The sequence below is a fragment of the Salmonella sp. SAL04157 genome, assembly GCF_046551635.1.
Lineage (GTDB): Bacteria > Pseudomonadota > Gammaproteobacteria > Enterobacterales > Enterobacteriaceae > Salmonella > Salmonella enterica.
Map to the genome: position 1 here is coordinate 129,273 of NZ_JBGDVS010000009.1, position 21,286 is coordinate 150,558.

The following is a 21,286-nucleotide window of genomic DNA, read 5'->3' on the forward strand; positions in this document are numbered from 1 at the left end:
TTTTATTTTTTTATTTTCTTGTAACCTCATGAAAAAGAATGATTTTTAATTATCTATTTTCCTTTTATTACGTCTTTTTAATTCATGTCCGAATCCGGACTGAGGATAAAGAATAATTGAACCTTTTAGCAATGACGCCGCATAATCCTCCTTGCTAAACATCTATATGTTTTTATGCATTGATAATTGATGGATCAACTATATTACGTCCCTGAGGAGGGATGACAAATGCACTCCTGGAAAAAGAAACTTGTAGTCTCACAATTAGCATTGGCTTGCACTCTGGCAATCACTTCTCAGGCGAATGCTACTACTTATAACACTTTTGGGTATCATGACGACGCAACTACCCAGTATGCTGGGATCAATACTGACACCGATTATGTAACTTACGGTGGTTATGTTTATTACAATCCTGCAACTACCGATTTCGATCAATCCTTTAACAACGATACTGTAAATGGTGTTATTTCTACGTATTATCTGAACAATGACTACACCGCAGATTCTACGAATACACTGAATATCACCAATTCTACCATCCATGGCATGATTACTTCCCAACATATGTGGGATGACACAGCATATGTTGATCATGACTGGGATGATGGCGATACATTTACCCTCAATATCGCTAACTCCACTATCGATGATGATTATGAATATTTCTACTTCACCGATGATTATAATAATGCTGATGGAAAAGTTACTACGGAAGATTGGCGTACTTCCGAATTAGCTTCTTTAGGCACTGCTGTAACGTTGGATGTCGAAAGTAATATTAATATCACCAATAACTCTCGTGTTGCAGGTATTACTCTGAGCCAGGGCGATACTTACGACGCAACATATGCTACTGGTGGTGATAGCGCTTATGTTCATACTTGGGACAACACTATTGTCGTTGACAATTCCACTGTTACATCAGGGGCTGTGACTCCGCTTGAGGGTAACGGTTGGTTTGGTAACTCTTCAGAGCCAAGCGATTATTCTGGCAACGCTGTTTATGATACAACGACAGGAACCTGGTACCATAATCCGAATGACACTGCTTTATCGTTCTCAGATGATCCTGACTCATACTATTCGATGAAGAACAACGTTACATTCACCAACGGTTCAACGTTGATGGGTGATGTTGTGTTTACAAGTAACTTCAACAATGCTGACGACGCGAATGCTGATTCCAATGGCGATGGTGTTATCAGCGCCAGCGATGGTTTCAGCCCAATTGGTTATGACACCAACAACGATGGTGTAGAAGATACGAATGGCGGTTGGAGTCACGACAACGATAACGTTGATGAGCTGAACCTCAAACTCGATAACGGTAGTAAGTGGGTAGGTGACGCATACTTTAGCTATGAGTATATCGCACCGGCTGATATGTACAATCTTGAAGATGGTACTAACAGCTTAGAACCTAATTCTGTTTTCGATAAATGGGGCAACGTTGTTGATGACAAGACCTTCCAGAGCGGTATCTTCACTGTAGCGCTGGATAACGGTTCTGAATGGGATACGGTAAACGCTTCAAACGTCGATACCCTAACTGTTAATAATGGTTCTCAGGTTAACGTAGCTGACAGTTCTTCTTTAATCGCAGACACCATCACATTGACCAATGGTTCAACGATGAACCTCAGTTCCTATGGTGAAGTTGATACCGATCACCTGACGGTTGATAGTTACAGTAAAGTTGATCTGACAAACGAAACTGCTTATCTGTATGCTAACACTATTACCGTATCAAACGGCGGTGAATTCAGCATCGGTGCTGGTGAATTTGATGCCGATTCTTTCGGTACAGATACTCTGGAACTGACCAACGCTGGTGTATTTAACATCAACAACAGCGACTATGTGCTGAATGCAGATTTGGTTAACGGCCACACCAACACAACCGATACATCAAACGCTACCTATGGTTACGGTGTCATCGCTATGACTTCTGACGGTCATTTGACCGTGAATGGTAATGGTGATTATTACAACGGTGATAACACTGCCGATACTACTTACAGTGCTAACGGTGAAGCGGATAATAGCTACACTGACAACGTTGTAGCAGCCACCGGTAACTATAAAGTGCGCATCGACAACGCTACTGGTGCGGGTTCTGTTGCGGATTACAAAGGCAACGAGCTGATTCGTGTCAATGACGTAAACACCGATGCTACCTTCTCTGCAGCAAACAAAGCTGACTTGGGTGCTTACACCTATCAGGCTAAGCAGGAAGGCAACACTGTCGTGCTGGAACAGATGGAACTGACCGACTACGCTAACATGGCGCTGAGCATTCCTTCTGCGAACACCAATATCTGGAACCTGGAACAAGACACCGTTGGTACTCGTCTGACCAACGCTCGTCATGGCCTGGCGGATAACGGCGGCGCATGGGTAAGCTACTTCGGCGGTAACTTCAACGGCGACAACGGCACCATTAACTACGATCAGGATGTTAATGGCATCATGGTCGGTGTTGATACCAAAGTTGACGGTAACAACGCTAAGTGGATCGTTGGTGCGGCAGCAGGCTTCGCGAAAGGCGATCTGAGCGATCGTACCGGTCAGGTGGATCAGGACAGCCAGTCTGCCTACATCTACTCTTCCGCTCGTTTCGCAAACAACATCTTTGTTGACGGTAACTTGAGCTACTCTCACTTCAACAACGATTTGTCTGCTAACATGAGCGACGGTACTTACGTTGACGGCAACACCTCTTCTGACGCCTGGGGCTTCGGTCTGAAACTGGGTTACGACTGGAAACTGGGTGATGCAGGCTACGTAACGCCTTACGGCAGCGTATCCGGTCTGTTCCAGTCTGGCGACGACTACCAGCTGAGCAACAACATGAAAGTTGACGGTCAGTCCTACGACAGCATGCGTTATGAAATCGGTGTAGATGCAGGTTATACCTTCACTTACAGCGAAGATCAGGCGCTGACGCCGTACTTCAAACTGGCTTACGTTTACGACGACTCCAACAACGATGCTGACGTAAACGGCGACTCTATCGACAACGGCGTAGAAGGTTCTGCGGTACGTGTTGGTCTGGGTACTCAGTTCAGCTTCACGAAGAACTTCAGCGCCTACACCGATGCTAACTACCTCGGCGGCGGTGATGTTGATCAAGACTGGTCTGCAAACGTTGGTGTTAAATATACCTGGTAATCATTTTCTCTCAGGAGAAATAAAGGTAATTTAAACTGAAAAATGCCCGTCAAGGACTTGACGGGCATTATTGCAAGGAATGCATATGTTATCTTTAAGCAAGCCACTACAGGAATTCAACAGACTCGATAAATGCCTTTCTAAGCATGGTGCGCGTTTCGAGTTTGTTAACGATAAAGAGATTATCTGTTCACCTGATGAAAGTAATACCCATACCTTTGTTATTTTAGAGGGGGTTGTTTCGTTAGTTCGGGGTGATAAAGTTCTTATTGGTATTGTGCAGGCCCCCTTTATTTTCGGTTTAGCCGATGGTGTGGCGAAAAAAGAGGCACAATATAAATTAATTGCGGAGAGCGGTTGCATCGGTTATCGCCTCTCATCATCACAAACTCTCGCCATCATTGAGCAGAACCAACTGTGGCGTGAAGCCTTCTGTTGGATAGTATGGAAAAGCCAGGTACTGGAACTTCGTGACAAGCAGCTCATTGGTAATAATTCTTACGACCAGATTCGTGCGACGTTAATGACAATGATTGAGTGGGATGAAGAACTTCGCTCACGTATTGGTGTTATGAATTATATTCATCAACGAACGCGCGTATCGCGATCGGTGGTGGCGGAAGTTCTCGCGGCCCTGCGTAAGGGTAATTACATTGAAATGAATAAAGGCAAACTGATCAGTATTAACCGTTTGCCCTCCGAATATTAACAAAAATGTTGCGCCTCGTCTGATATAGCGCGAGGCGCGACGACTCAGGATGCAGGAATAGCAATCGGTTTATTGCCGCTTAGCTCAGTAACCAAATCGTTAATCCCGTCGCTCATATTGGTAAAACGAGTGAGGGGGGAACGGGTTACGACCACAAAAGCGCCAATATTATATTGTGGGATCATCGCCATATAGGTAATAAAACCGCCGCCGCCTCCTGTTTTCTGGATAATGCCAGGACGTCCGTCTTTTGGCGCCATATAGACCCAGCCCAGACCGAGCGCGTCGGCTTTACCTGGTACGTCCATCCCGATGATTTTCTTTAACTGTGTGCGCTGATAAATCAACGTTTGCATACGATCGGCCTGATGACTACGGTGATAGAAATCTGACGACAGATACTGTTGCATCCAGCGCATCATATCTCCTGGCGTAGAATAGACCCCGCCGCTGCCAATGGCTGCCAGCGTATTATTACAGGGGCTTGCGCCTTTCTCTGCCACCATCAGACGCTTACACTGATCGGGAGAGGGGGTAAACGTGGTGTCTTTCATTCCCAGCGGGCGGGTAATCTTTTCTTCAAACAGTTGCGTATAAGGTTTGCCGGAGGCGGTCGCCAGCGCGTCGGCTAACAGGTCGAACGCCAGATTGGAATAGGCCGCCTGCGAGCCTGGCGCGACTTTTAACGTTGCTGTGGAGAGCCAGCTCCAGCGTTGTTCGCGGGTTGGCCAGACAAATACCGGACGATGCGCCGCGCCGCCGGGCTGTTCTCGCGGAAGCGCGCTGGTATGGGTCGCTAAGTTGACCAACGTAATCGGCGTGCCTTGATACGTCGGGACATGCGCGCCGGGAGGCGCATATTTGCTGAGCGGATCGTTTAATTTTACCGTTCCCTGATCGAGCAATTTTACCAACATTTCACTGGTCATTAGCTTGGTGAGCGAAGCGATACGAATGACCGAATCAAGCTGTGGACGAACATTATTGCCCGGTCTGGTGTCACCGAAACTACGAAATACGCGTTGATTGCCGTCGATCACCACCAGCGCCATGCCCGTGGCGCCGCTACCATAAAAGATATGCTCGGCATAACGATCAACGATATCAGAGGCAAAAACCGGATCGGCAATCGGCTGAGCCGCCTGGACAGAAGTAAGTGATGCCGCAAACAGCATGGCAGTAAAAAGCAGACTACGTTTCAACGGTGATGTCCATAAGTGAAATAACGGTGGTTATGCGTATTTATACTACCCGGCGGCACATTGCAAAACGTTAAAGAGAAAAAAGTGGGTGAAAAAACGTAACGGCGGGTTTTCGTGATGAAGAATGTTTACTTTTGTGATAGAGCGCTTGTGATAACCTGATAGCGCCAGCCTGCCTGCTTAGAATGAAACTCGTCGAAACAATTCTGTTGAGCAGAAGTGCGAACTAAGCGTCACAACGTAGGTCACAATGCCTGGTTTAGCCCTTTCATTTGCGTGGGCATGGCGTGATATTGCCGCCGTCACAGCAGCCGTAATAAAGAGAAGAAGTTAGCAGGAGAGCATGATGTTTAAATCTTTTTTCCCAAAGCCAGGGCCGTTTTTCATGTCGGCGTTTGTTTGGGCGCTGATCGCCGTCATTTTCTGGCAGGCGGGAGGAGGAGATTGGGTGGCGCGACTTGTAGGGGCATCCGATGAAGTGCCTATCAGCGCAGCGCGCTTCTGGTCGCTGGACTATCTGATTTTTTATGCTTATTACCTGATTTGCGTGGGTTTATTTGCAACGTTCTGGTTCATCTATAGCCCGCACCGCTGGCAGTATTGGTCGATACTTGGCACCTCGCTCATTATTTTTGTCACCTGGTTTTTGGTGGAGGTTGGCGTTGCGGTTAACGCCTGGTACGCGCCGTTCTATGATTTGATTCAAACGGCGCTCAGCTCGCCGCACAAGGTCACTCTTGGTCAATTTTATCATGAAGTGGGGGTGTTTCTCGGTATTGCGCTTATCGCCGTGGTGATCGGTGTGCTGAACAACTTCTTTGTCAGCCACTATGTATTTCGCTGGCGTACCGCAATGAATGAGCACTATATGGCGCACTGGCAGTACCTGCGCCATATCGAAGGGGCCGCCCAGCGTGTGCAGGAGGACACCATGCGTTTTGCCTCTACACTGGAGAATATGGGCGTGAGTTTTATCAATGCCATCATGACGCTCATCGCCTTTCTGCCGGTGTTGGTCACCCTGTCAGCGCATGTGCCGGATTTACCCATCGTAGGGCATATCCCTTACGGCCTGGTCATTGCCGCCATAGTCTGGTCATTAATGGGGACGGGCCTGCTGGCAGTCGTCGGGATCAAATTGCCGGGGCTGGAATTTAAAAATCAGCGAGTGGAAGCCGCTTATCGTAAGGAGCTGGTCTACGGTGAAGATGACGCCAGCCGCGCCACGCCGCCAACCGTCCGTGAACTGTTTAGCGCGGTGCGTCATAACTACTTCCGTCTCTACTTTCACTATATGTATTTCAACATCGCGCGCATTCTCTATTTGCAGGTCGATAACGTTTTCGGTTTGTTCCTGCTGTTTCCTTCCATTGTTGCCGGTACGATTACGCTGGGGCTGATGACGCAAATCACCAACGTGTTTGGTCAGGTGCGCGGTTCGTTCCAGTATTTGATTAACTCCTGGACGACGCTGGTGGAGCTGATGTCTATTTATAAACGTTTACGTAGCTTTGAACGTCAGTTGGATGGTCAGCCAGTTCAGGAAGTGACCCACTCTTTTAGCTAACAGAAGGAAACGTTATGTCGGCGGCGTCCCGTCTTTATCCTCTGCCTTTTCTGGCGGTCGCCATATTGGCTGGCTGTAGTAGTCAATCCGGGCAGCCGGTGAGCAAGGGCGAGAAGCCTGTCGACGTGGCAAGCGTAGTACGTCAGAAAATGCCGGCCAGTGTCAAAGACAGAGAGGCCTGGGCGAAAGACATCGCGACAACGTTTAAGAGCCAGGGGCTGGCGCCGACGGTAGAAAATATCTGTTCGGTGCTGGCTGTCGCCCAGCAGGAGTCCGGTTATCAGGCTGATCCTGTCGTGCCGGGACTAAGTAAAATCGCCTGGCAGGAGATTGATCGCCGCGCTGAACGACTACACATTCCGCTGTTTCTGGTGCACACCGCGCTGAAAATTAACTCCCCCAACGGCAAGAGCTATAGCGAACGCCTGGACACGGTAAAAACCGAAAAACAGCTTAGCGCTATTTTTGACGACTTTATCAATATGGTCCCTATGGGGCAGACGCTATTTGGCTCATATAACCCGGTGCATACGGGCGGCCCGATGCAGGTCAGCATTGCCTTTGCCGAACAGCACGCGAAAGGCTATCCGTGGAAGATGACGGGTACGGTACGTCAGGAGGTCTTTACGCGCCGTGGCGGATTGTGGTTTGGAACCTACCATTTGCTGAATTACCCGGCGAACTACAGCGCGCCTGTTTTCCGCTTCGCCGACTTCAACGCGGGATGGTACGCCAGCCGTAACGCTGCGTTCCAGAATGCCGTCAGTAAAGCCAGTGGGGTAAAACTGGCGCTGGATGGCGATCTGATTCGTTATAACAGCAAGAAACCGGGCAAAACAGAGTTAGCGGTGCGCAAACTGGCAGGGCAGTTGGGAATGAGTGAGCGCGAAATTCGCAGCCAACTGGAGAAAGGCGATAGCCTGGCGTTTGAAAAAACGGCGCTCTACAAGAAAGTCTATAAACTGGCCGAGGCCAAAACGGGCAAGACGCTTGCGCGGGAAATGTTGCCCGGTATTCAACTGGAAAGTCCGAAGATCACGCGCAAGCTGACGACCGCCTGGTTTGCTAAACGAGTTGATGAGCGGCGGGCGCGGTGTATGGGGCGATAAATTTCGCGCTGGGATATTTTCTCCAGCGCGCTAAGGTTTATTGGTGACGGTGACGCCAGCGTAAAAACGCGGCGATAACGGCGAAAATGAGGCAGCCTGTGAGGAAGGGCACCAGACCAAAAATCGTCCCGACGCCCAGACCAATCTCTACCCGCGGTCGACCTGTATCCTGTACCTGCATCAGATGCTCATAGATGCCCGGCGCATGAACCAGCAGGTTTAAGAGTTGCGCTCCGGCCCAGAAGCAAAACAGTACAAATATGGCGTAAGCAATATTTCCGGGCGTAGAGGAGGTTTCTCGATGCTTCCCGCTGAACAGCGATTTTGAGAGAGTGAAATCAGCCATAAAGACCTCCAGGATGATCGGCTACGATCTGGCGTTATGCCATCGGCTTACTGTGAAGTCTGACAGGTCATTGTGTTTGTCAATATCAGAATCATGGTAATTTCACATACGGAATGTATCCATCGCGTAAATTTTTGTTAGTTGTCACAAAACGATCACTTTTATCAAAATCAATTAACATTTAAGAAATTCCGTATCCCCCACAGACTCGCTCGCCAGAAGTATGCAAAAATACGTTTTTGTTGCTGTTAATACGTCGGAGTCGTTATGCGTTTGCCTGTAAAAATTCGTCGTGACTGGCACTACTATGCCTTCTCTATTGGCCTTATCTTTATTTTGAATGGCGTCGTAGGATTGCTGGGTTTTGAGGCGAAAGGATGGCAAACCTATGGCGTTGGGCTGGTAACGTGGATTATCAGCTTCTGGCTGGCGGGGTTCATCATTCGCCGGCGCGAAGATGATGAGGTAAAAGACGCCCGATAAACGTTGCGCTATCGGGCGTGCGCTATTACATCGTGGTTTTTAAGGCGTTATTCGCCGTATGGCGTTCCAGCGCCAGCTCAATCAGGCGGCTGATCAAATCGGTATAGCCCAATCCGCTCGCCTGCCAGAGTTTTGGATACATACTGATATTGGTAAAACCTGGCAGCGTATTGATCTCGTTAATCACGACCTCATTGTCTGCCGTTAAGAAGACATCGACACGCGCCATACCCGCGCACCCCAGCGTCTGATAAGCCTGGATCGCGATCGCGCGGATCTTGTCATTCACCTCGGAAGGGATCTGCGCAGGCACGACAACTTGTGCGCCGTTATCATCAATATACTTAGTATCGTAGGCGTAAAATTCGCTATTCAGTACGATTTCGCCGCAGGTACTGGCCTGTGGGTTATCGTTACCTAATACGGCGCATTCGATCTCGCGCCCTTTGATCCCTTGCTCCACCACCACTTTATGATCGAATTCGAAAGCCAGCGCGACCGCCTGCTGATATTGCGCTTCGTTAGCGACTTTACTAACGCCGACCGAAGAGCCCTGATTGGCGGGCTTAACGAACAGCGGCAGTCCCAGACGGGATTCAACCTCGGCAAAACTAAACGCGTGACGATTCGTTCGGGTGAGTGTAATAAACGGGGCGATATTCAGTCCTGCATCGCGTAGCAGTCGTTTGGCGACGTCTTTATCCATGCAGGCTGCGGAGCTCAGCACGTCTGAACCGACAAACGGTAAGTTTGCGACGCGCAGCATCCCCTGCAATGAGCCGTCTTCGCCCAGCGTACCGTGGACGATAGGAAAAATAACATCTACCGTCGGTAGCGGCTGCCCGTTCTGGGCGTTAATCAACTGGTGTTGGTGTTTGCCAGGCACCTGGGCCAGACTGATTGCCGAAGGACGTAGCGCGATATGTGCCGGATCGTCTGCATTCTGCAAATAATTTTCCGCATCGTTAACATGCCATTGTCCTGCCTTATCTATCCCTAACAGCACCACGTCGAAGCGGGTTTTATCGATCGCATCAACGATATTTTTCGCTGATTGCAAAGACACTTCATGTTCCGCCGACTTACCGCCAAATACTATTCCTACCCGCAATTTCGCCATCTTAAAAACCCATTCCATCGAATGCAAAGCGTATACATTACCACGACAAAACGCGGGTTTCGCGGGCTTCTGCCATAATGTTTATGGGATGTGAGAACGGAGGCCGCGTGAGAGGTAAGGGTTTTCTGATTATTGTGCTGTTGGGCGGCATTGGCGGACTGGGATATCGTTATCTTCCCTCTTATTATAATCCTTTTGCTCCGCTACAACTTGCCGATCCGCCAGGCTGGATCACTACCTTCAAACTACAGCGCCTTACGCTGTCGCAGTGCCGGGAGCTTTTGACGGCGGCCAATCAACAGGGATTAATTTCATCACAACCTGTTGCGGATAGCACTGGTGAATGTCCCTTGTCCCATGTTGTGCGCGTCAGAGATTTTGGCCAGGTCAAACTGAGCAGCAGTTTTTTAGCCTCCTGCCCGTTGGCGCTGCGCTCCGCGCTGTTTGTCGAACAGCAGGCAAAACCTTTAACAGAAACGTGGATGAAGCGCCGCCTGACCCGCATCGAACATCTGGGCAGCTATGCCTGCCGTAATATTTATCACCGCCCGGATGCGCGTCGCAGTGAACATGCCAGCGCAGAAGCGCTGGATGTCAGCGGGTTTCAGCTATCGGATGGCCGAAAAATCACTGTTCTGCGCGGCTGGGGGCGTGAGGAGACGGGGCCCTGGTTACGCGCTATGTTAAACGCCAGTTGCCATTATTATGGCAATGGACTCGGGCCTGACTATAACGCTGCTCATGCTAACCATTTTCATCTTGGAATGCGGGGCTACGGCGTGTGTCGTTAAAGCATAAACGTCTGCCTTGCGCGGCTATATAATGTGATATGTTTCACAAAAATGATGAACGGGGAGACAAAATAGCAAAGTGTGACGTATCGCACCTCTGGAACCACCAGGAAAATGAGAGCTTGCTAAGCTAACGCGTATTTTCAGCTACTTACCGTTACGAGTTTTATGGAATCCTGGAAAGTTAATCTAATTTCCGTTTGGTTTGGATGTTTTTTTACCGGGCTGGCAATCAGCCAAATCCTGCCATTTTTACCCCTTTATATTTCCCAGCTTGGCGTCTCTTCCCATGAAGCGTTATCAATGTGGTCCGGGTTAACGTTTAGCATCACGTTTCTTATTTCCGCCATTGTGTCGCCGATGTGGGGCAGTCTCGCCGATCGTAAAGGGCGTAAACTGATGCTATTGCGCGCGTCGCTCGGGATGGCGATAGCTATTCTACTGCAGGCATTCGCGACCCATGTCTGGCAACTTTTCCTGCTGCGCGGAATCATGGGGTTAACGTCAGGCTATATCCCCAATGCCATGGCGCTGGTAGCCTCTCAGGTACCGCGCGAACGTAGCGGCTGGGCGCTCAGTACGCTTTCTACCGCGCAAATCAGCGGCGTTATCGGCGGGCCGTTAATGGGCGGCTTTGTCGCGGATCATATCGGGCTGCGGGCGGTATTTCTGATTACCGCCATGCTGTTGGTGGTGAGCTTTCTGGTCACTCTATTTTTAATTAAAGAAGGCGTACGTCCGGTCATCAGGAAAAGCGAACGCCTGAGCGGTAAAGCCGTTTTTGCGTCGTTACCTTATCCTGCGCTGGTGATCAGTTTGTTTTTTACCACGATGGTCATTCAACTCTGTAATGGTTCCATCAGTCCAATCCTGGCGCTGTTTATCAAATCAATGATGCCGGACAGTAATAACATCGCCTTTCTTAGCGGGTTAATTGCCTCGGTGCCCGGTATCTCCGCGCTTATCTCCGCGCCTCGCCTGGGAAAACTTGGCGACAGAATCGGCACGGAAAGAATTCTGATGGCCACGCTTATCTGCGCAGTGCTGCTTTTCTTCGCGATGTCCTGGGTCACCACGCCGTTCCAGTTGGGGCTGTTGCGTTTCTTGTTAGGCTTTGCCGATGGCGCGATGTTACCCGCCGTACAAACGTTATTGGTGAAATACTCCAGCGATCAAATTACCGGACGTATTTTTGGTTACAACCAGTCATTTATGTACCTGGGCAACGTGGTTGGGCCGTTGATGGGCGCGACGGTATCGGCGATGGCCGGTTTCCGCTGGGTTTTTATCGCTACGGCGGCGATCGTGTTGATCAATATTGGGCAACTGACCCTGGCGTTACGTCGTCGGCGTAACGCGCAAAAAGCGAAAGGCCAATAGCGGTGCATCGTAACGGCGCTTCTGCCGTTACGATATGGTTTAAATTAAAAGATATATTCTTTATCCGTGAAGTTTTTCTATAGATGGCATAACCTTAAATTATGATATAGCGTGATTATTGTTTTTTGATGGTTTATTATCGTCTCGTTTTCGGTCTGAGAAACGTTTCGCTGCGGCGACAGTGATAATTATTTGTGTAAAGTTCTTCCTGTATCATAAAAATAGTACTTTCAGCCTCTAGGCAGTGGTTCTTCATAGTGATAACGTCACCCTGGAACTAATAAGGAAATATGGTCATGAAAAATCTCATAGCAGAGTTGTTGCTTAAGCTAGCCCAAAAAGAAGAAGAGTCGAAAGAACTGGTTGCTCAGGTAGAAGCGTTAGAGATTATCGTCACAGCAATGTTACGTAACATGGCGCAAAACGAGCAGGAGATGTTGATACGTCAGGTAGAGGGGGCACTTGAAGGCGTAAAGCCGGATGCCAGCGTTCCTGATCACGATACGGAATTGCTGCGCCAATATGTAAAAAAGTTGCTGAGACACCCCCGGCACTAATCGTATTTAAAACAACACAGTTGTTATAACGTTACTTTTATAAAATAGCCCTGGCCGCTTCGTTTTTATTTTGCTCTGTATTAACCAGAAGAAAATAAAAACGAAGCGGCTATGGTAATAACAGTGTAACGCTATGCGCTGTTCTTCTGCATCCTGCCAGTGTGACTGTGGATAATCGAATTGCACATTAGCCTACGGTTTGTCAATCAATAAAACATCTATTGCTCACGGTAAGTAATACTTTTACAACCGGGTGGTATTTTTGCCAGTAACAGCCAGACTTATATAAAGTCCCTGGGATATTTCCCAAAGGGACAACGTGTAATGTGTACACTGACAAAAGGATGGTGCTATGAAAATAACATTACTGGTGACTTTACTTTTTGGCCTGGTCTTTTTAACCGCCGTCGGCGCAACCGAGAAACCGTTAACGCCGCAACAGCAGCGCATGACAACCTGTAATCAGCAGGCGACAGCGCAAGCGTTGAAAGGCGATGCGCGTAAAACCTACCTTAGCGACTGCCTGAAAAACAGTCAGTCAGCCCCTGGCGAGAAAAGCCTGACGCCGCAACAGCAGAAAATGCGTGAATGCAATGTTCAGGCGACGGAACAATCCCTGAAAGGCGATGACCGTAGCAAGTTTATGAGCGCCTGCCTGAAAAAAGCGGCGTAGTGCTATCGGGTGAGCCCTGAAAAACACTCACCCGAAATTTCATACTCCCTCCATGCGCTCTGTTTCTATAATTTGGGAAAATTGTTTCTAAATGTTCCCAAAAATAATGAATGATGAAAATTTTTACCGAAAAGCAGTTGAACAGGCGGTAGCGCCGCCTGACCCTCCTGATGATCGTCAGCGCTCCGGGTTGCGCTTCGCCCGGCGCATCAGGCTACCGCGCGCGGTGGGGTTAGGGGGGATGTTTTTACCGGTGGCCGCCGTGTTAGTGACGCAACCTGTCTTTGGCGGCTGGTGGCTGTTGCTGGTCGGCTGGTCTTTTGTCTGGCCGCATCTGGCGTGGCAGTGGTCGGCGAAAGCCCTTGATCCGCTACGTCAGGAAATTTACAACCTGAAAGTGGATGCGATCCTCTCCGGCATGTGGATCGCGTTGATGGGCGTCAATATGTTGCCTGCCGCCGCGCTGTTTATGATGATGAGCATGAATCTGATGGGGGCTGGCGGGCGGCGGCTATTCACTGTCGGAATGGGCCTTTTGCTGGCGTCATGTCTGGTGACGTTGCAGCTTACCGGGCTACCCGTCGCGATGCGAAGCTCGTCGCTGGAAGTCACGCTCTCTTTGCCCGTCATTATGTTGTATCCGCTTCTGTTCGCCTGGGTAAGTTACCAAACGGCCATTAAATTAGCGGAACATAAGCGACGCTTGCAGGCGATGAGCTCGCGGGATGGCATGACCGGCGTCTATAACCGACGCCACTGGGAAATTTTATTACGTAATGAATTCGATCACAGCCGACGCCATCATCGGGAGGCGACATTGTTGATTATCGACATCGATCATTTTAAGAGCATTAACGACACCTGGGGGCATGATGTTGGGGATGAGGCTATTATCGCCCTGACGCGTCAATTACAGATAACGCTACGCGGGAGTGATATTATCGGGCGCTTTGGCGGCGACGAATTTGCGGTGATTATGTGCGGAACGCCGGCAGACAGCGCGATTACCGCCATGTCGCGAGTGCATGAACGGCTAAATACCTTACGCTTGCCGGGCGCGCCGCAGGTCATGTTACGTATCAGCGTGGGCGTGGCGCCGTTAACGCCACAAATCGGTCATTATCGGGAATGGCTAAAGTCTGCGGATATGGCGCTTTACAAAGCAAAGAATGCCGGACGTAACCGCACCGAAGTGGCGGCATGACGTCCAGCCGGGCTTCAGGATTTACTGAGCGCCTCTGATTTTTCCATACACTTCGTCATCGCTTCTATTACCGCAGCGCGGAAGCCACGTTCTTCCAGAACGCGTACGGCTTCAATCGTCGTTCCGCCAGGCGAGCACACCATATCTTTCAGTTCGCCGGGATGCTTTCCGGTTTCGAGTACCATTTTCGCCGATCCCATAACGGCCTGCGCGGCGAATTTATAAGCCTGAGCGCGAGGCATACCGCCCAGAACGGCAGCGTCCGCCATCGCCTCGATAAACATAAAGACATAGGCCGGCGAAGATCCGCTCACGCCAACCACCGGATGGATCATCGGCTCAGCAATTACTTCCGCCTCTCCAAAGCAGCGGAAAATATTCAGCACATCAGCCGTATCTTCCGGTGTGACCAGCGCGTTTGGCGTGACGGAGGTCATTCCTGCGTTGACCAGCGACGGCGTATTCGGCATAGCGCGAATGATTTTACGGTCGTGTCCCAGCGCGCGCGCAAGCTGATCAAGCGTTACGCCTGCGGCGATAGAGACCACCAGCGAGTCTTTGTTCAGGCTGGAGGAGATTTCACTGAGCACTTTCACCATAATGCCCGGTTTTACCGCGCCGAAAACGATATCCGCGACCTGAGCGACCTCCTGCGCGCTTTGCGCCGCATTAATGCCGTACTGGTCATGCAGGGCGGCAACTTTATCGGGGGAGGGGGTGTAGACCCAGATCTGACCGGGAAGTACCTGACCGCTGGCAATCAGTCCGCCAAGAATAGCCTTGCCCATATTACCGCAGCCAATAAAACCGATTTTCTTCTCCATCTCGTCACTCCCTATGTTTGTGTGTTATGGGGAATGGTTAGCTTAACGCGGATTGAAAACGGGCAGAAGGAGAAACAGCACTTTGATGAAAGGCAAAAGCGCGAGACAATAAAAGATTGTATACCGTACGGGAGACATTATGACCATCTGGGTGGATGCGGATGCGTGTCCGAATGTCATTAAAGAAATTTTGTACCGCGCCGCCGAGCGGATGCAGTTGCCGCTTATTCTGGTTGCCAATCAGGCCTTGCGTGTGCCGCCTTCGCGTTTTATCCGCACGCTCCGCGTGGCCGCCGGGTTTGACGTGGCGGACAATGAAATTGTGCGTCAATGCGAAGCGGGCGATCTGGTGATTACCGCGGATATTCCGCTGGCGGCTGAAGTGCTGGAAAAAGGCGCTGCGGCTCTTAATCCCCGGGGAGAACGCTATAGCGACGCCACGATTCGTGAACGTCTGACGATGCGTGACTTTATGGACACGCTACGCGCCAGCGGCGTACAAACGGGGGGACCAAACACTCTCTCGCCGCGCGATCGTCAGCATTTTGCCGCCGAGCTGGATAAGTGGTGGCTGGAAAGCCAGCGTAAAAAATAAATCGTGTAATGAAAAATTTACAGTTTATTCATTTCTGATTCTTGCTATAGTACTAATATTGTGACTTTAGTACTTTAATGTAAATTATTGTTTACATTTATGCGTTGTACTAGTTAGATGATATGATTATAACATTGCTGATATCAAATCCTGCGTATGCGCAGTTCCTGGGGGAACGCCTGCTATGATGCAACCTCTTTATCTTGTTGGCCCGCGGGGCTGTGGGAAAACCACCATCGGTATGGCGCTGGCGCAGGCAACCGGTTTTCGGTTTGCAGATACCGACCGCTGGCTGCAATCGCACGTGCAGATGAGCGTCGCTGATATCGTTGAAAAAGAAGGCTGGGGAGGGTTCCGCGCCCGGGAAACCGCGGCCCTGGAAGCGGTAAGCGCGCCTTCGACTGTTGTGGCGACGGGGGGCGGTATTATTCTCACGGAGTATAACCGACGTTATATGCACCGTGTTGGCGTAGTGATTTATCTGTGCGCGCCGGTATCCACGCTGGTTAACCGGCTTGAGGCTGAACCTGAAGCGGATCTGCGCCCGACCCTCACCGGCAAGCCGTTGAGCGAAGAGGTTCGGGAAGTGCTTGAGCAGCGTGACGCGTTGTATCGCGAAACGGCGCATTACATTATTGACGCGACGAAAACGCCGGCCCAGGTCGTTTCTGAAATTATTGCGGCGTTGCCGCCGTCGACGCAACGGTTACAGGGAGATGTCTATACTTAACGCTCACCCAGAATAAAGGAAACGCTATGCCAACCAGACCACCTTATCCGCGGGAAGCTTATATCGTCACCATTGAAAAAGGCACGCCGGGCCAGACGGTGACGTGGTATCAGCTACGGGCTGACCATCCGAAACCTGATTCGCTCATCAGCGAGCATCCGACCGCAGAAGAAGCGATGGATGCGAAAAAACGTTACGAAGATCCGGATAAATCATAGACGCATGAACCACTCGGAAGGGATTCCGGGTACCCCTAAATTGTATCTCCATCACATTCTTGAAACATTTATACTGGCAACTAAAACCGTAAATTAAGCGATAACAATACAATATTGGAATTATTTGGAATCTTTACACAATACGTTGCTCATCTGCTGCTACGCTTTCTGAGATTTGTAGGGCAGGTAGCGCGGTGAGCGTGTGAATATTTGCCCGGGAATTACGACGAAGTAATAAGGTGGAATAAAAATGAGTGCGTCGTTGGCAATCCTCACAATCGGCGTTGTGCCAATGAGCGAAGTGTTACCGCTTCTGACGGAATACATCGACGAACAACACATCACCCATCATAGCCTGCTGGGAAAAATGAGCCGGGAAGACGTTATGGCGGATTACGCTGTAGAGCCTGGCGACGATCCGCTTTTGACGTTGCTGAATGATAACCAGATAGCCCATGTTTCCCGCCAGAAAGTGGAGCGAGATTTACAGAGCGTTGTCGAGGTGCTGGATAACCAGGGTTATGACGTCATTATACTGATGAGCACCGCGGCGATTAAAAGTATGGCAGCCCGTAATTCTATTTTGCTTGAACCGCTGCGTATTATTCCACCGCTTGTCGCCTCTATTGTGGATGGGCATCAGGTGGGCGTGATTGTGCCTGTTGCAGAACTTCTGGCGGCCCAGGAGAAAAAATGGCAGGTATTGCAAATGCCGCCGGTGTATTCGCTGGCGAATCCGGTTCACGGTTCTGAGCAACAGTTAATTGATGCCGGGCAGGCGCTATTGGATCAAGGCGCGGACGTCATTATGCTGGATTGTCTGGGTTTTCATCAGCGTCATCGGGATATTTTACAGCAGGAGCTGGATGTGCCGGTTTTACTCTCTAATGTTTTGATTGCGCGGTTAGCTTCAGAACTGCTTGTCTAATTTTACGTGACAGGCCGAACGTCAGGACTCTATATTGGGTGTTAATTTAATAACGAGACGGGGCCTGATTATGCTACAAAGTAATGAATACTTTTCCGGGAAAGTGAAGTCTATTGGATTTACCAGCAGTAGCACCGGCCGGGCCAGCGTTGGTGTGATGGCGGAAGGGGAGTATACCTTTGGCACCGCCGAACCCGAAGAGATGACGGTTGTGAGCGGCGCGTTGAAGGTACTGTTGCCGGGAACTGTCGAATGGAAAGTGTATACAGCCGGTGAGGTGTTTAACGTGCCTGGCCACAGCGAGTTTCATCTACAGGTTGCTGAGCCCACCTCGTATCTGTGCCGCTATTTGTAACGGTGAGTCCCCTCTCCGGCGGAGAGGGACCCTCTGGTTAGCGCTGCGCTTCGCCGCCTAATCCTTCCACCAGGCTTTGAATCAGCGCCGCCAGCTCGCCGGTCATCAGGATAAAGTCCGCGTCAAAACGTTGGGCAAAATCTTCCCGGTCGATATCTTCGTTCTGATCGCGCAGCTCGTCGCAGAATTTCAGACGCTTAATGGAGCCGTCGTCGCACATGACGAATTGAATACGCTGCTGCCAGTCGAGCGCCAGCTTCGTGACCACTTTACCCGCTTCAATATGAACGGCGATCTCGTCGCTGACCAGATCCTGCTTTTTCGCGCGGATCACGCCGCCATCTTCCAGCATCGCTTTCAATTCGGCTTCGTCCAGCAACTGGAAACCCTGAGCGACCGTACCGGAGCGCACCCACTCGGTGAGCGTCAGCTCAATCGGGTTTTCCAGCGCCAGCGGGACGACCGGCAGCGAGCCAAGACTTTTACGCAGTAGCGCCAAAGTATCTTCCGCTTTTTTCGCGCTGGCGCAGTCAACCATAATCAGGCCGTTAACGGTATCAATCCACATCATTGTCTGACTGAAGCGGCTAAACGCGCGCGGCAGCAACGAATGCAACACTTCATCCTTCAGGGAATCTTTTTCCGTCTTCTTCAGCTTGCGTCCCTGATCGGCTTCCAGTTTCTGGATTTTCGCCTCCAGAGCCTGTTTGATCACTGGCGATGGCAGGATTTTCTCTTCTTTGCGCGCGCAAATAATAATTTGGCCATTGGCGGTGTGCGTTAACGCATCGCTGTGAGAGCCCATCGGCGGAACCCAGCCCATTTTGGCCATATCCTGGCTACCGCATGGGGTAAACGTCATTGAGGCGAGCTGTTTCTCCATCTCTTCGGCGCGTAATGTGATATCGCGGCTAAGACGGTAAACCATTAAATTTTTGAACCACAGCATGATAATTTCCACGGCCTTGTCGTTAAATCCAGGCGGTATAGTAACGAATTGTCGGCAGGCTTGCATTGCCAATCAGAACGGTGAATTCTACCCTGTTGATATTCCCAAAAAATGAGGAGCGGTATGTGCGTATTGGTATCGATTTAGGCGGCACAAAAATGGAAGTCATTGCGCTTGATGATGCAGGAGAGCAGCGGTTTCGCCATCGTCTGCCTACGCCGCGGGAGGATTATCAGCAAACGATAGAAACCGTCGCTACGCTGGTCGACATGGCGGAACAGGCGACCGGCCAGACCGGCAGCGTTGGCATTGGCATTCCCGGTTCTCTCTCGCCTTACACCGGCGTGGTAAAAAACGCTAACTCTACGTGGCTTAACGGCCAGCCGTTCGATAGCGATGTGAGCCGTCGTCTGAAGCGTGAAGTGCGGTTAGCCAACGATGCCAATTGCCTGGCGGTATCAGAGGCGGTAGATGGCGCGGCGGCGGGGGCGCAAACGGTATTTGCGGTGATTATCGGTACCGGGTGCGGCGCGGGCGTAGCGCTAAATGGCCGGGCGCACATCGGCGGCAACGGTACGGCAGGCGAATGGGGCCACAATCCGTTGCCGTGGATGGATGACGATGAGTTGCGTTACCGCGAAGAAATTCCCTGTTATTGCGGTAAACAAGGCTGTATCGAAACCTTTATTTCCGGTACGGGATTTGCCACGGATTACCAGCGTTTGAGCGGTAAAGCGCTAAAAGGCGATGAGATTATTCGTCTGGTCGACGCGCAGGATGCCGTGGCGGAACTGGCGTTAAGCCGTTATGAGCTGCGGCTGGCGAAAGCATTATCTCATGTCGTGAATATTCTGGATCCGGATGTCATTGTGCTGGGCGGCGGTATGAGCAATGTTGAGCGCCTGTACAAGACGGTTCCGTCGCTGATGAAATCGTTTGTTTTTGGCGGCGAGTGCGAGACGCCGGTACGTAAGGCGCGGCATGGCGATTCGAGCGGCGTGCGCGGCGCGGCCTGGCTGTGGCCGCTGGCGTAACGTTTTTAGCCGGATGGTGTCATCCGGCAACCGGCGTGACCGATGGCTGCTTGTGTTTTAGACGTCCGTATACCAGCAACGACGACATGGCGGAAAACGAGAGCAGGGCGGCGGGAAGCGCCACGTAGTGGTACGCAAAACCTAGCGTCAGCATCAGTCCGCCGCACCAGGCGCCAATCGCGCTACCGAGATTAAAGGCGATTTGCCCTCCCGCCGCGCCCAGCAGTTCGCCGCCTTTGGCGTTTTGCAGCAGCAGGATTTGCAGCGGCGCAGAGAGCGCAAACAGACCAGCGCAGCAGATAAACGCGAAAGTCAGCGATGCCGTTTTGTATCCGCTGAAGAAAAAGAGCGCCATGAGAGAGAGCACGATAACGAGGTCAGTCACTACCGCGATGCGCAGTGGAGTATATCTGCCGGAGAGTTTGCCGCTTAACAGATTGCCTAACACCATCCCCAGCCCGACCAGCATCATAATAAACGTCATGCTCGTCTCCGAAAAACCGGAGATGTACATCATAAATGGCTTGATATAGCTGAACCAGGCAAAAACGCCCGCATTGCTGAACATCGTGGCGGCGAAAATGAGCCACGGCGCGGGGCTACGCAAGAAGTGGAACTGCTCGCGCAGGCTGCCTTGGGCTTTGTCGCGAATATCCGGCACCCAGAAGAAAATCGCGGTGAGCACGGCTATGTTGAAAACCGCGATCAATAAAAAGGTGTAGCGCCAGCTAAATTCCTGGCTCAGGTAAGTGCCGACCGGAATGCCCACCAGATTCGCCACCGTCATCCCTGAAACCATACCCGCGACGGCGGCGGTGACCTTCCCGGGGCGGGTAATCTTTGACAAGACAATGGCGCCGACGCCAAAAAAGGCGCCGTGCGGAAAGCCGGAAACCAGTCTGCCGACGGCGAGCATCAGATATGACGAGGAAAAGGTAAATATGGCATTGCCCATCACGCACAGCATGACCAGAAACAGCAGTATATGTTTAAGCGAAAAGCGGCTGGAAAAGAGCGCCATAATGGGAGCGCCCAGCACGACGCCGAAGGCGTAAAACGAGATCATATGCCCGGCGGCGGGAATCGTTATTCCGACATCGCGTGCCAGCTCCGTCAGCACGCCCATAATGCCAAACTCGGCCATCCCCAGGCCGAACGTACCCAGCGCCAAAGAAAAAATAACTTTTTTCATACCACCTGCCGAAAATAAAGGCGCATGTTGCGCGCTGTGCTGTGAATTGTCACAGCCAATCAACATATAGCTTGCAGATAAGCGCGAGGTAATACCATTCCTTATCCGTTTTTGTGTATTCATTATTGTGCTATGTCATGACGGTA

At 50.7% G+C, this 21,286-nt stretch carries 22 protein-coding genes; 16 read left to right on the top strand and 6 right to left on the bottom strand.

Annotated features, from left to right (window positions below):
- Positions 1-228: 228 nt before the first annotated feature.
- Positions 229-3,174, top strand: a complete 2,946-nt coding sequence (locus ACLJRE_RS18275; protein ID WP_023212887.1) for an autotransporter outer membrane beta-barrel domain-containing protein — start codon at positions 229-231, stop codon at positions 3,172-3,174.
- Positions 3,175-3,259: 85 nt separating this feature from the next.
- Positions 3,260-3,883, top strand: a complete 624-nt coding sequence (gene iprA / locus ACLJRE_RS18280; protein WP_001632568.1) for a hydrogen peroxide resistance inhibitor IprA — start codon at positions 3,260-3,262, stop codon at positions 3,881-3,883.
- 44 nt (positions 3,884-3,927) lie between these two features.
- Here iprA and ampH read toward each other — a convergent pair whose 3' ends face one another.
- Positions 3,928-5,085 (bottom strand): D-alanyl-D-alanine-carboxypeptidase/endopeptidase AmpH, encoded by a 1,158-nt coding sequence (gene ampH / locus ACLJRE_RS18285; RefSeq protein ID WP_000830780.1) that lies wholly within the window; start codon positions 5,083-5,085, stop codon positions 3,928-3,930.
- 346 nt (positions 5,086-5,431) lie between these two features.
- Between ampH and sbmA the strand changes: the two genes are divergently transcribed.
- Complete coding sequence (gene sbmA, locus ACLJRE_RS18290) at positions 5,432-6,652, top strand: peptide antibiotic transporter SbmA (RefSeq protein WP_000477023.1); 1,221 nt, start codon at positions 5,432-5,434, stop codon at positions 6,650-6,652.
- Positions 6,653-6,666: 14 nt separating this feature from the next.
- The gene (yaiW, locus tag ACLJRE_RS18295; protein WP_001271422.1) at positions 6,667-7,761 is read left to right on the top strand and encodes a surface-exposed outer membrane lipoprotein YaiW; all 1,095 of its coding nucleotides are present in this window, start codon (positions 6,667-6,669) and stop codon (positions 7,759-7,761) included.
- Positions 7,762-7,798: 37 nt separating this feature from the next.
- Here yaiW and ACLJRE_RS18300 read toward each other — a convergent pair whose 3' ends face one another.
- Positions 7,799-8,107, bottom strand: a complete 309-nt coding sequence (locus tag ACLJRE_RS18300) for a YaiY family protein (RefSeq protein WP_000763139.1) — start codon at positions 8,105-8,107, stop codon at positions 7,799-7,801.
- Positions 8,108-8,374: 267 nt separating this feature from the next.
- Between ACLJRE_RS18300 and ACLJRE_RS18305 the strand changes: the two genes are divergently transcribed.
- Positions 8,375-8,590, top strand: coding sequence for a DUF2754 family protein (locus ACLJRE_RS18305; protein WP_001239240.1), 216 nt, complete (start codon positions 8,375-8,377; stop codon positions 8,588-8,590).
- A gap of 25 nt (positions 8,591-8,615) precedes the next feature.
- Here ACLJRE_RS18305 and ddlA read toward each other — a convergent pair whose 3' ends face one another.
- Positions 8,616-9,710: a D-alanine--D-alanine ligase gene (ddlA, locus tag ACLJRE_RS18310; RefSeq protein WP_001096588.1), complete on the bottom strand. Its 1,095-nt coding sequence runs from the start codon at positions 9,708-9,710 to the stop codon at positions 8,616-8,618.
- 77 nt (positions 9,711-9,787) lie between these two features.
- Between ddlA and ACLJRE_RS18315 the strand changes: the two genes are divergently transcribed.
- From ACLJRE_RS18315 to adrA, 5 genes are all read left to right on the top strand, one after another.
- On the top strand, positions 9,788-10,501 hold the full coding sequence (locus ACLJRE_RS18315; protein WP_000480786.1) for an extensin family protein: 714 nt from the start codon (positions 9,788-9,790) through the stop codon (positions 10,499-10,501).
- A gap of 168 nt (positions 10,502-10,669) precedes the next feature.
- Complete coding sequence (locus tag ACLJRE_RS18320; protein ID WP_000446772.1) at positions 10,670-11,881, top strand: multidrug efflux MFS transporter; 1,212 nt, start codon at positions 10,670-10,672, stop codon at positions 11,879-11,881.
- Between the two features lie 296 nt (positions 11,882-12,177).
- Positions 12,178-12,438 carry an anti-adapter protein IraP gene (gene iraP, locus ACLJRE_RS18325; RefSeq protein WP_001518423.1) on the top strand — a complete coding sequence of 87 codons (261 nt, stop codon included), beginning with the start codon at positions 12,178-12,180 and terminating at the stop codon, positions 12,436-12,438.
- Between the two features lie 352 nt (positions 12,439-12,790).
- Complete coding sequence (psiF, locus tag ACLJRE_RS18330; protein ID WP_000705165.1) at positions 12,791-13,111, top strand: phosphate starvation-inducible protein PsiF; 321 nt, start codon at positions 12,791-12,793, stop codon at positions 13,109-13,111.
- Between the two features lie 91 nt (positions 13,112-13,202).
- Positions 13,203-14,315, top strand: a complete 1,113-nt coding sequence (adrA, locus tag ACLJRE_RS18335; protein ID WP_000484094.1) for a diguanylate cyclase AdrA — start codon at positions 13,203-13,205, stop codon at positions 14,313-14,315.
- Between the two features lie 14 nt (positions 14,316-14,329).
- Here the strand turns inward: adrA and proC are convergent, their stop codons facing one another.
- Positions 14,330-15,139: a pyrroline-5-carboxylate reductase gene (gene proC, locus ACLJRE_RS18340; RefSeq protein ID WP_000412193.1), complete on the bottom strand. Its 810-nt coding sequence runs from the start codon at positions 15,137-15,139 to the stop codon at positions 14,330-14,332.
- Between the two features lie 139 nt (positions 15,140-15,278).
- Here proC and ACLJRE_RS18345 point away from each other — a divergent pair, with 139 nt between their 5' ends.
- The 5 genes from ACLJRE_RS18345 to ppnP all read left to right on the top strand — a co-directional run bounded on the left by ACLJRE_RS18345 (position 15,279) and on the right by ppnP (position 17,965).
- Positions 15,279-15,734, top strand: a complete 456-nt coding sequence (locus ACLJRE_RS18345) for a YaiI/YqxD family protein (RefSeq protein WP_000158137.1) — start codon at positions 15,279-15,281, stop codon at positions 15,732-15,734.
- Positions 15,735-15,918: 184 nt separating this feature from the next.
- On the top strand, positions 15,919-16,464 hold the full coding sequence (aroL, locus tag ACLJRE_RS18350; RefSeq protein ID WP_000983570.1) for a shikimate kinase AroL: 546 nt from the start codon (positions 15,919-15,921) through the stop codon (positions 16,462-16,464).
- 26 nt (positions 16,465-16,490) lie between these two features.
- Entirely contained in the window at positions 16,491-16,682 is a 192-nt protein-coding gene (yaiA, locus tag ACLJRE_RS18355) for a protein YaiA (RefSeq protein WP_001143161.1), read from the top strand.
- Positions 16,683-16,932: 250 nt separating this feature from the next.
- Positions 16,933-17,610, top strand: coding sequence for an AroM family protein (locus tag ACLJRE_RS18360; protein WP_023212888.1), 678 nt, complete (start codon positions 16,933-16,935; stop codon positions 17,608-17,610).
- 70 nt (positions 17,611-17,680) lie between these two features.
- Positions 17,681-17,965, top strand: coding sequence for a pyrimidine/purine nucleoside phosphorylase (gene ppnP / locus ACLJRE_RS18365; protein WP_000941953.1), 285 nt, complete (start codon positions 17,681-17,683; stop codon positions 17,963-17,965).
- 37 nt (positions 17,966-18,002) lie between these two features.
- Here the strand turns inward: ppnP and rdgC are convergent, their stop codons facing one another.
- On the bottom strand, positions 18,003-18,914 hold the full coding sequence (gene rdgC, locus ACLJRE_RS18370) for a recombination-associated protein RdgC (protein WP_000964305.1): 912 nt from the start codon (positions 18,912-18,914) through the stop codon (positions 18,003-18,005).
- A gap of 125 nt (positions 18,915-19,039) precedes the next feature.
- On the opposite strand from rdgC, the gene mak reads away from it, so the two are divergent.
- Positions 19,040-19,948, top strand: coding sequence for a fructokinase (gene mak, locus ACLJRE_RS18375; protein WP_001527114.1), 909 nt, complete (start codon positions 19,040-19,042; stop codon positions 19,946-19,948).
- Between the two features lie 19 nt (positions 19,949-19,967).
- Here mak and araJ read toward each other — a convergent pair whose 3' ends face one another.
- The gene (araJ, locus tag ACLJRE_RS18380; protein WP_023212890.1) at positions 19,968-21,140 is read right to left on the bottom strand and encodes an MFS transporter AraJ; all 1,173 of its coding nucleotides are present in this window, start codon (positions 21,138-21,140) and stop codon (positions 19,968-19,970) included.
- Positions 21,141-21,286 lie beyond the last annotated feature (146 nt).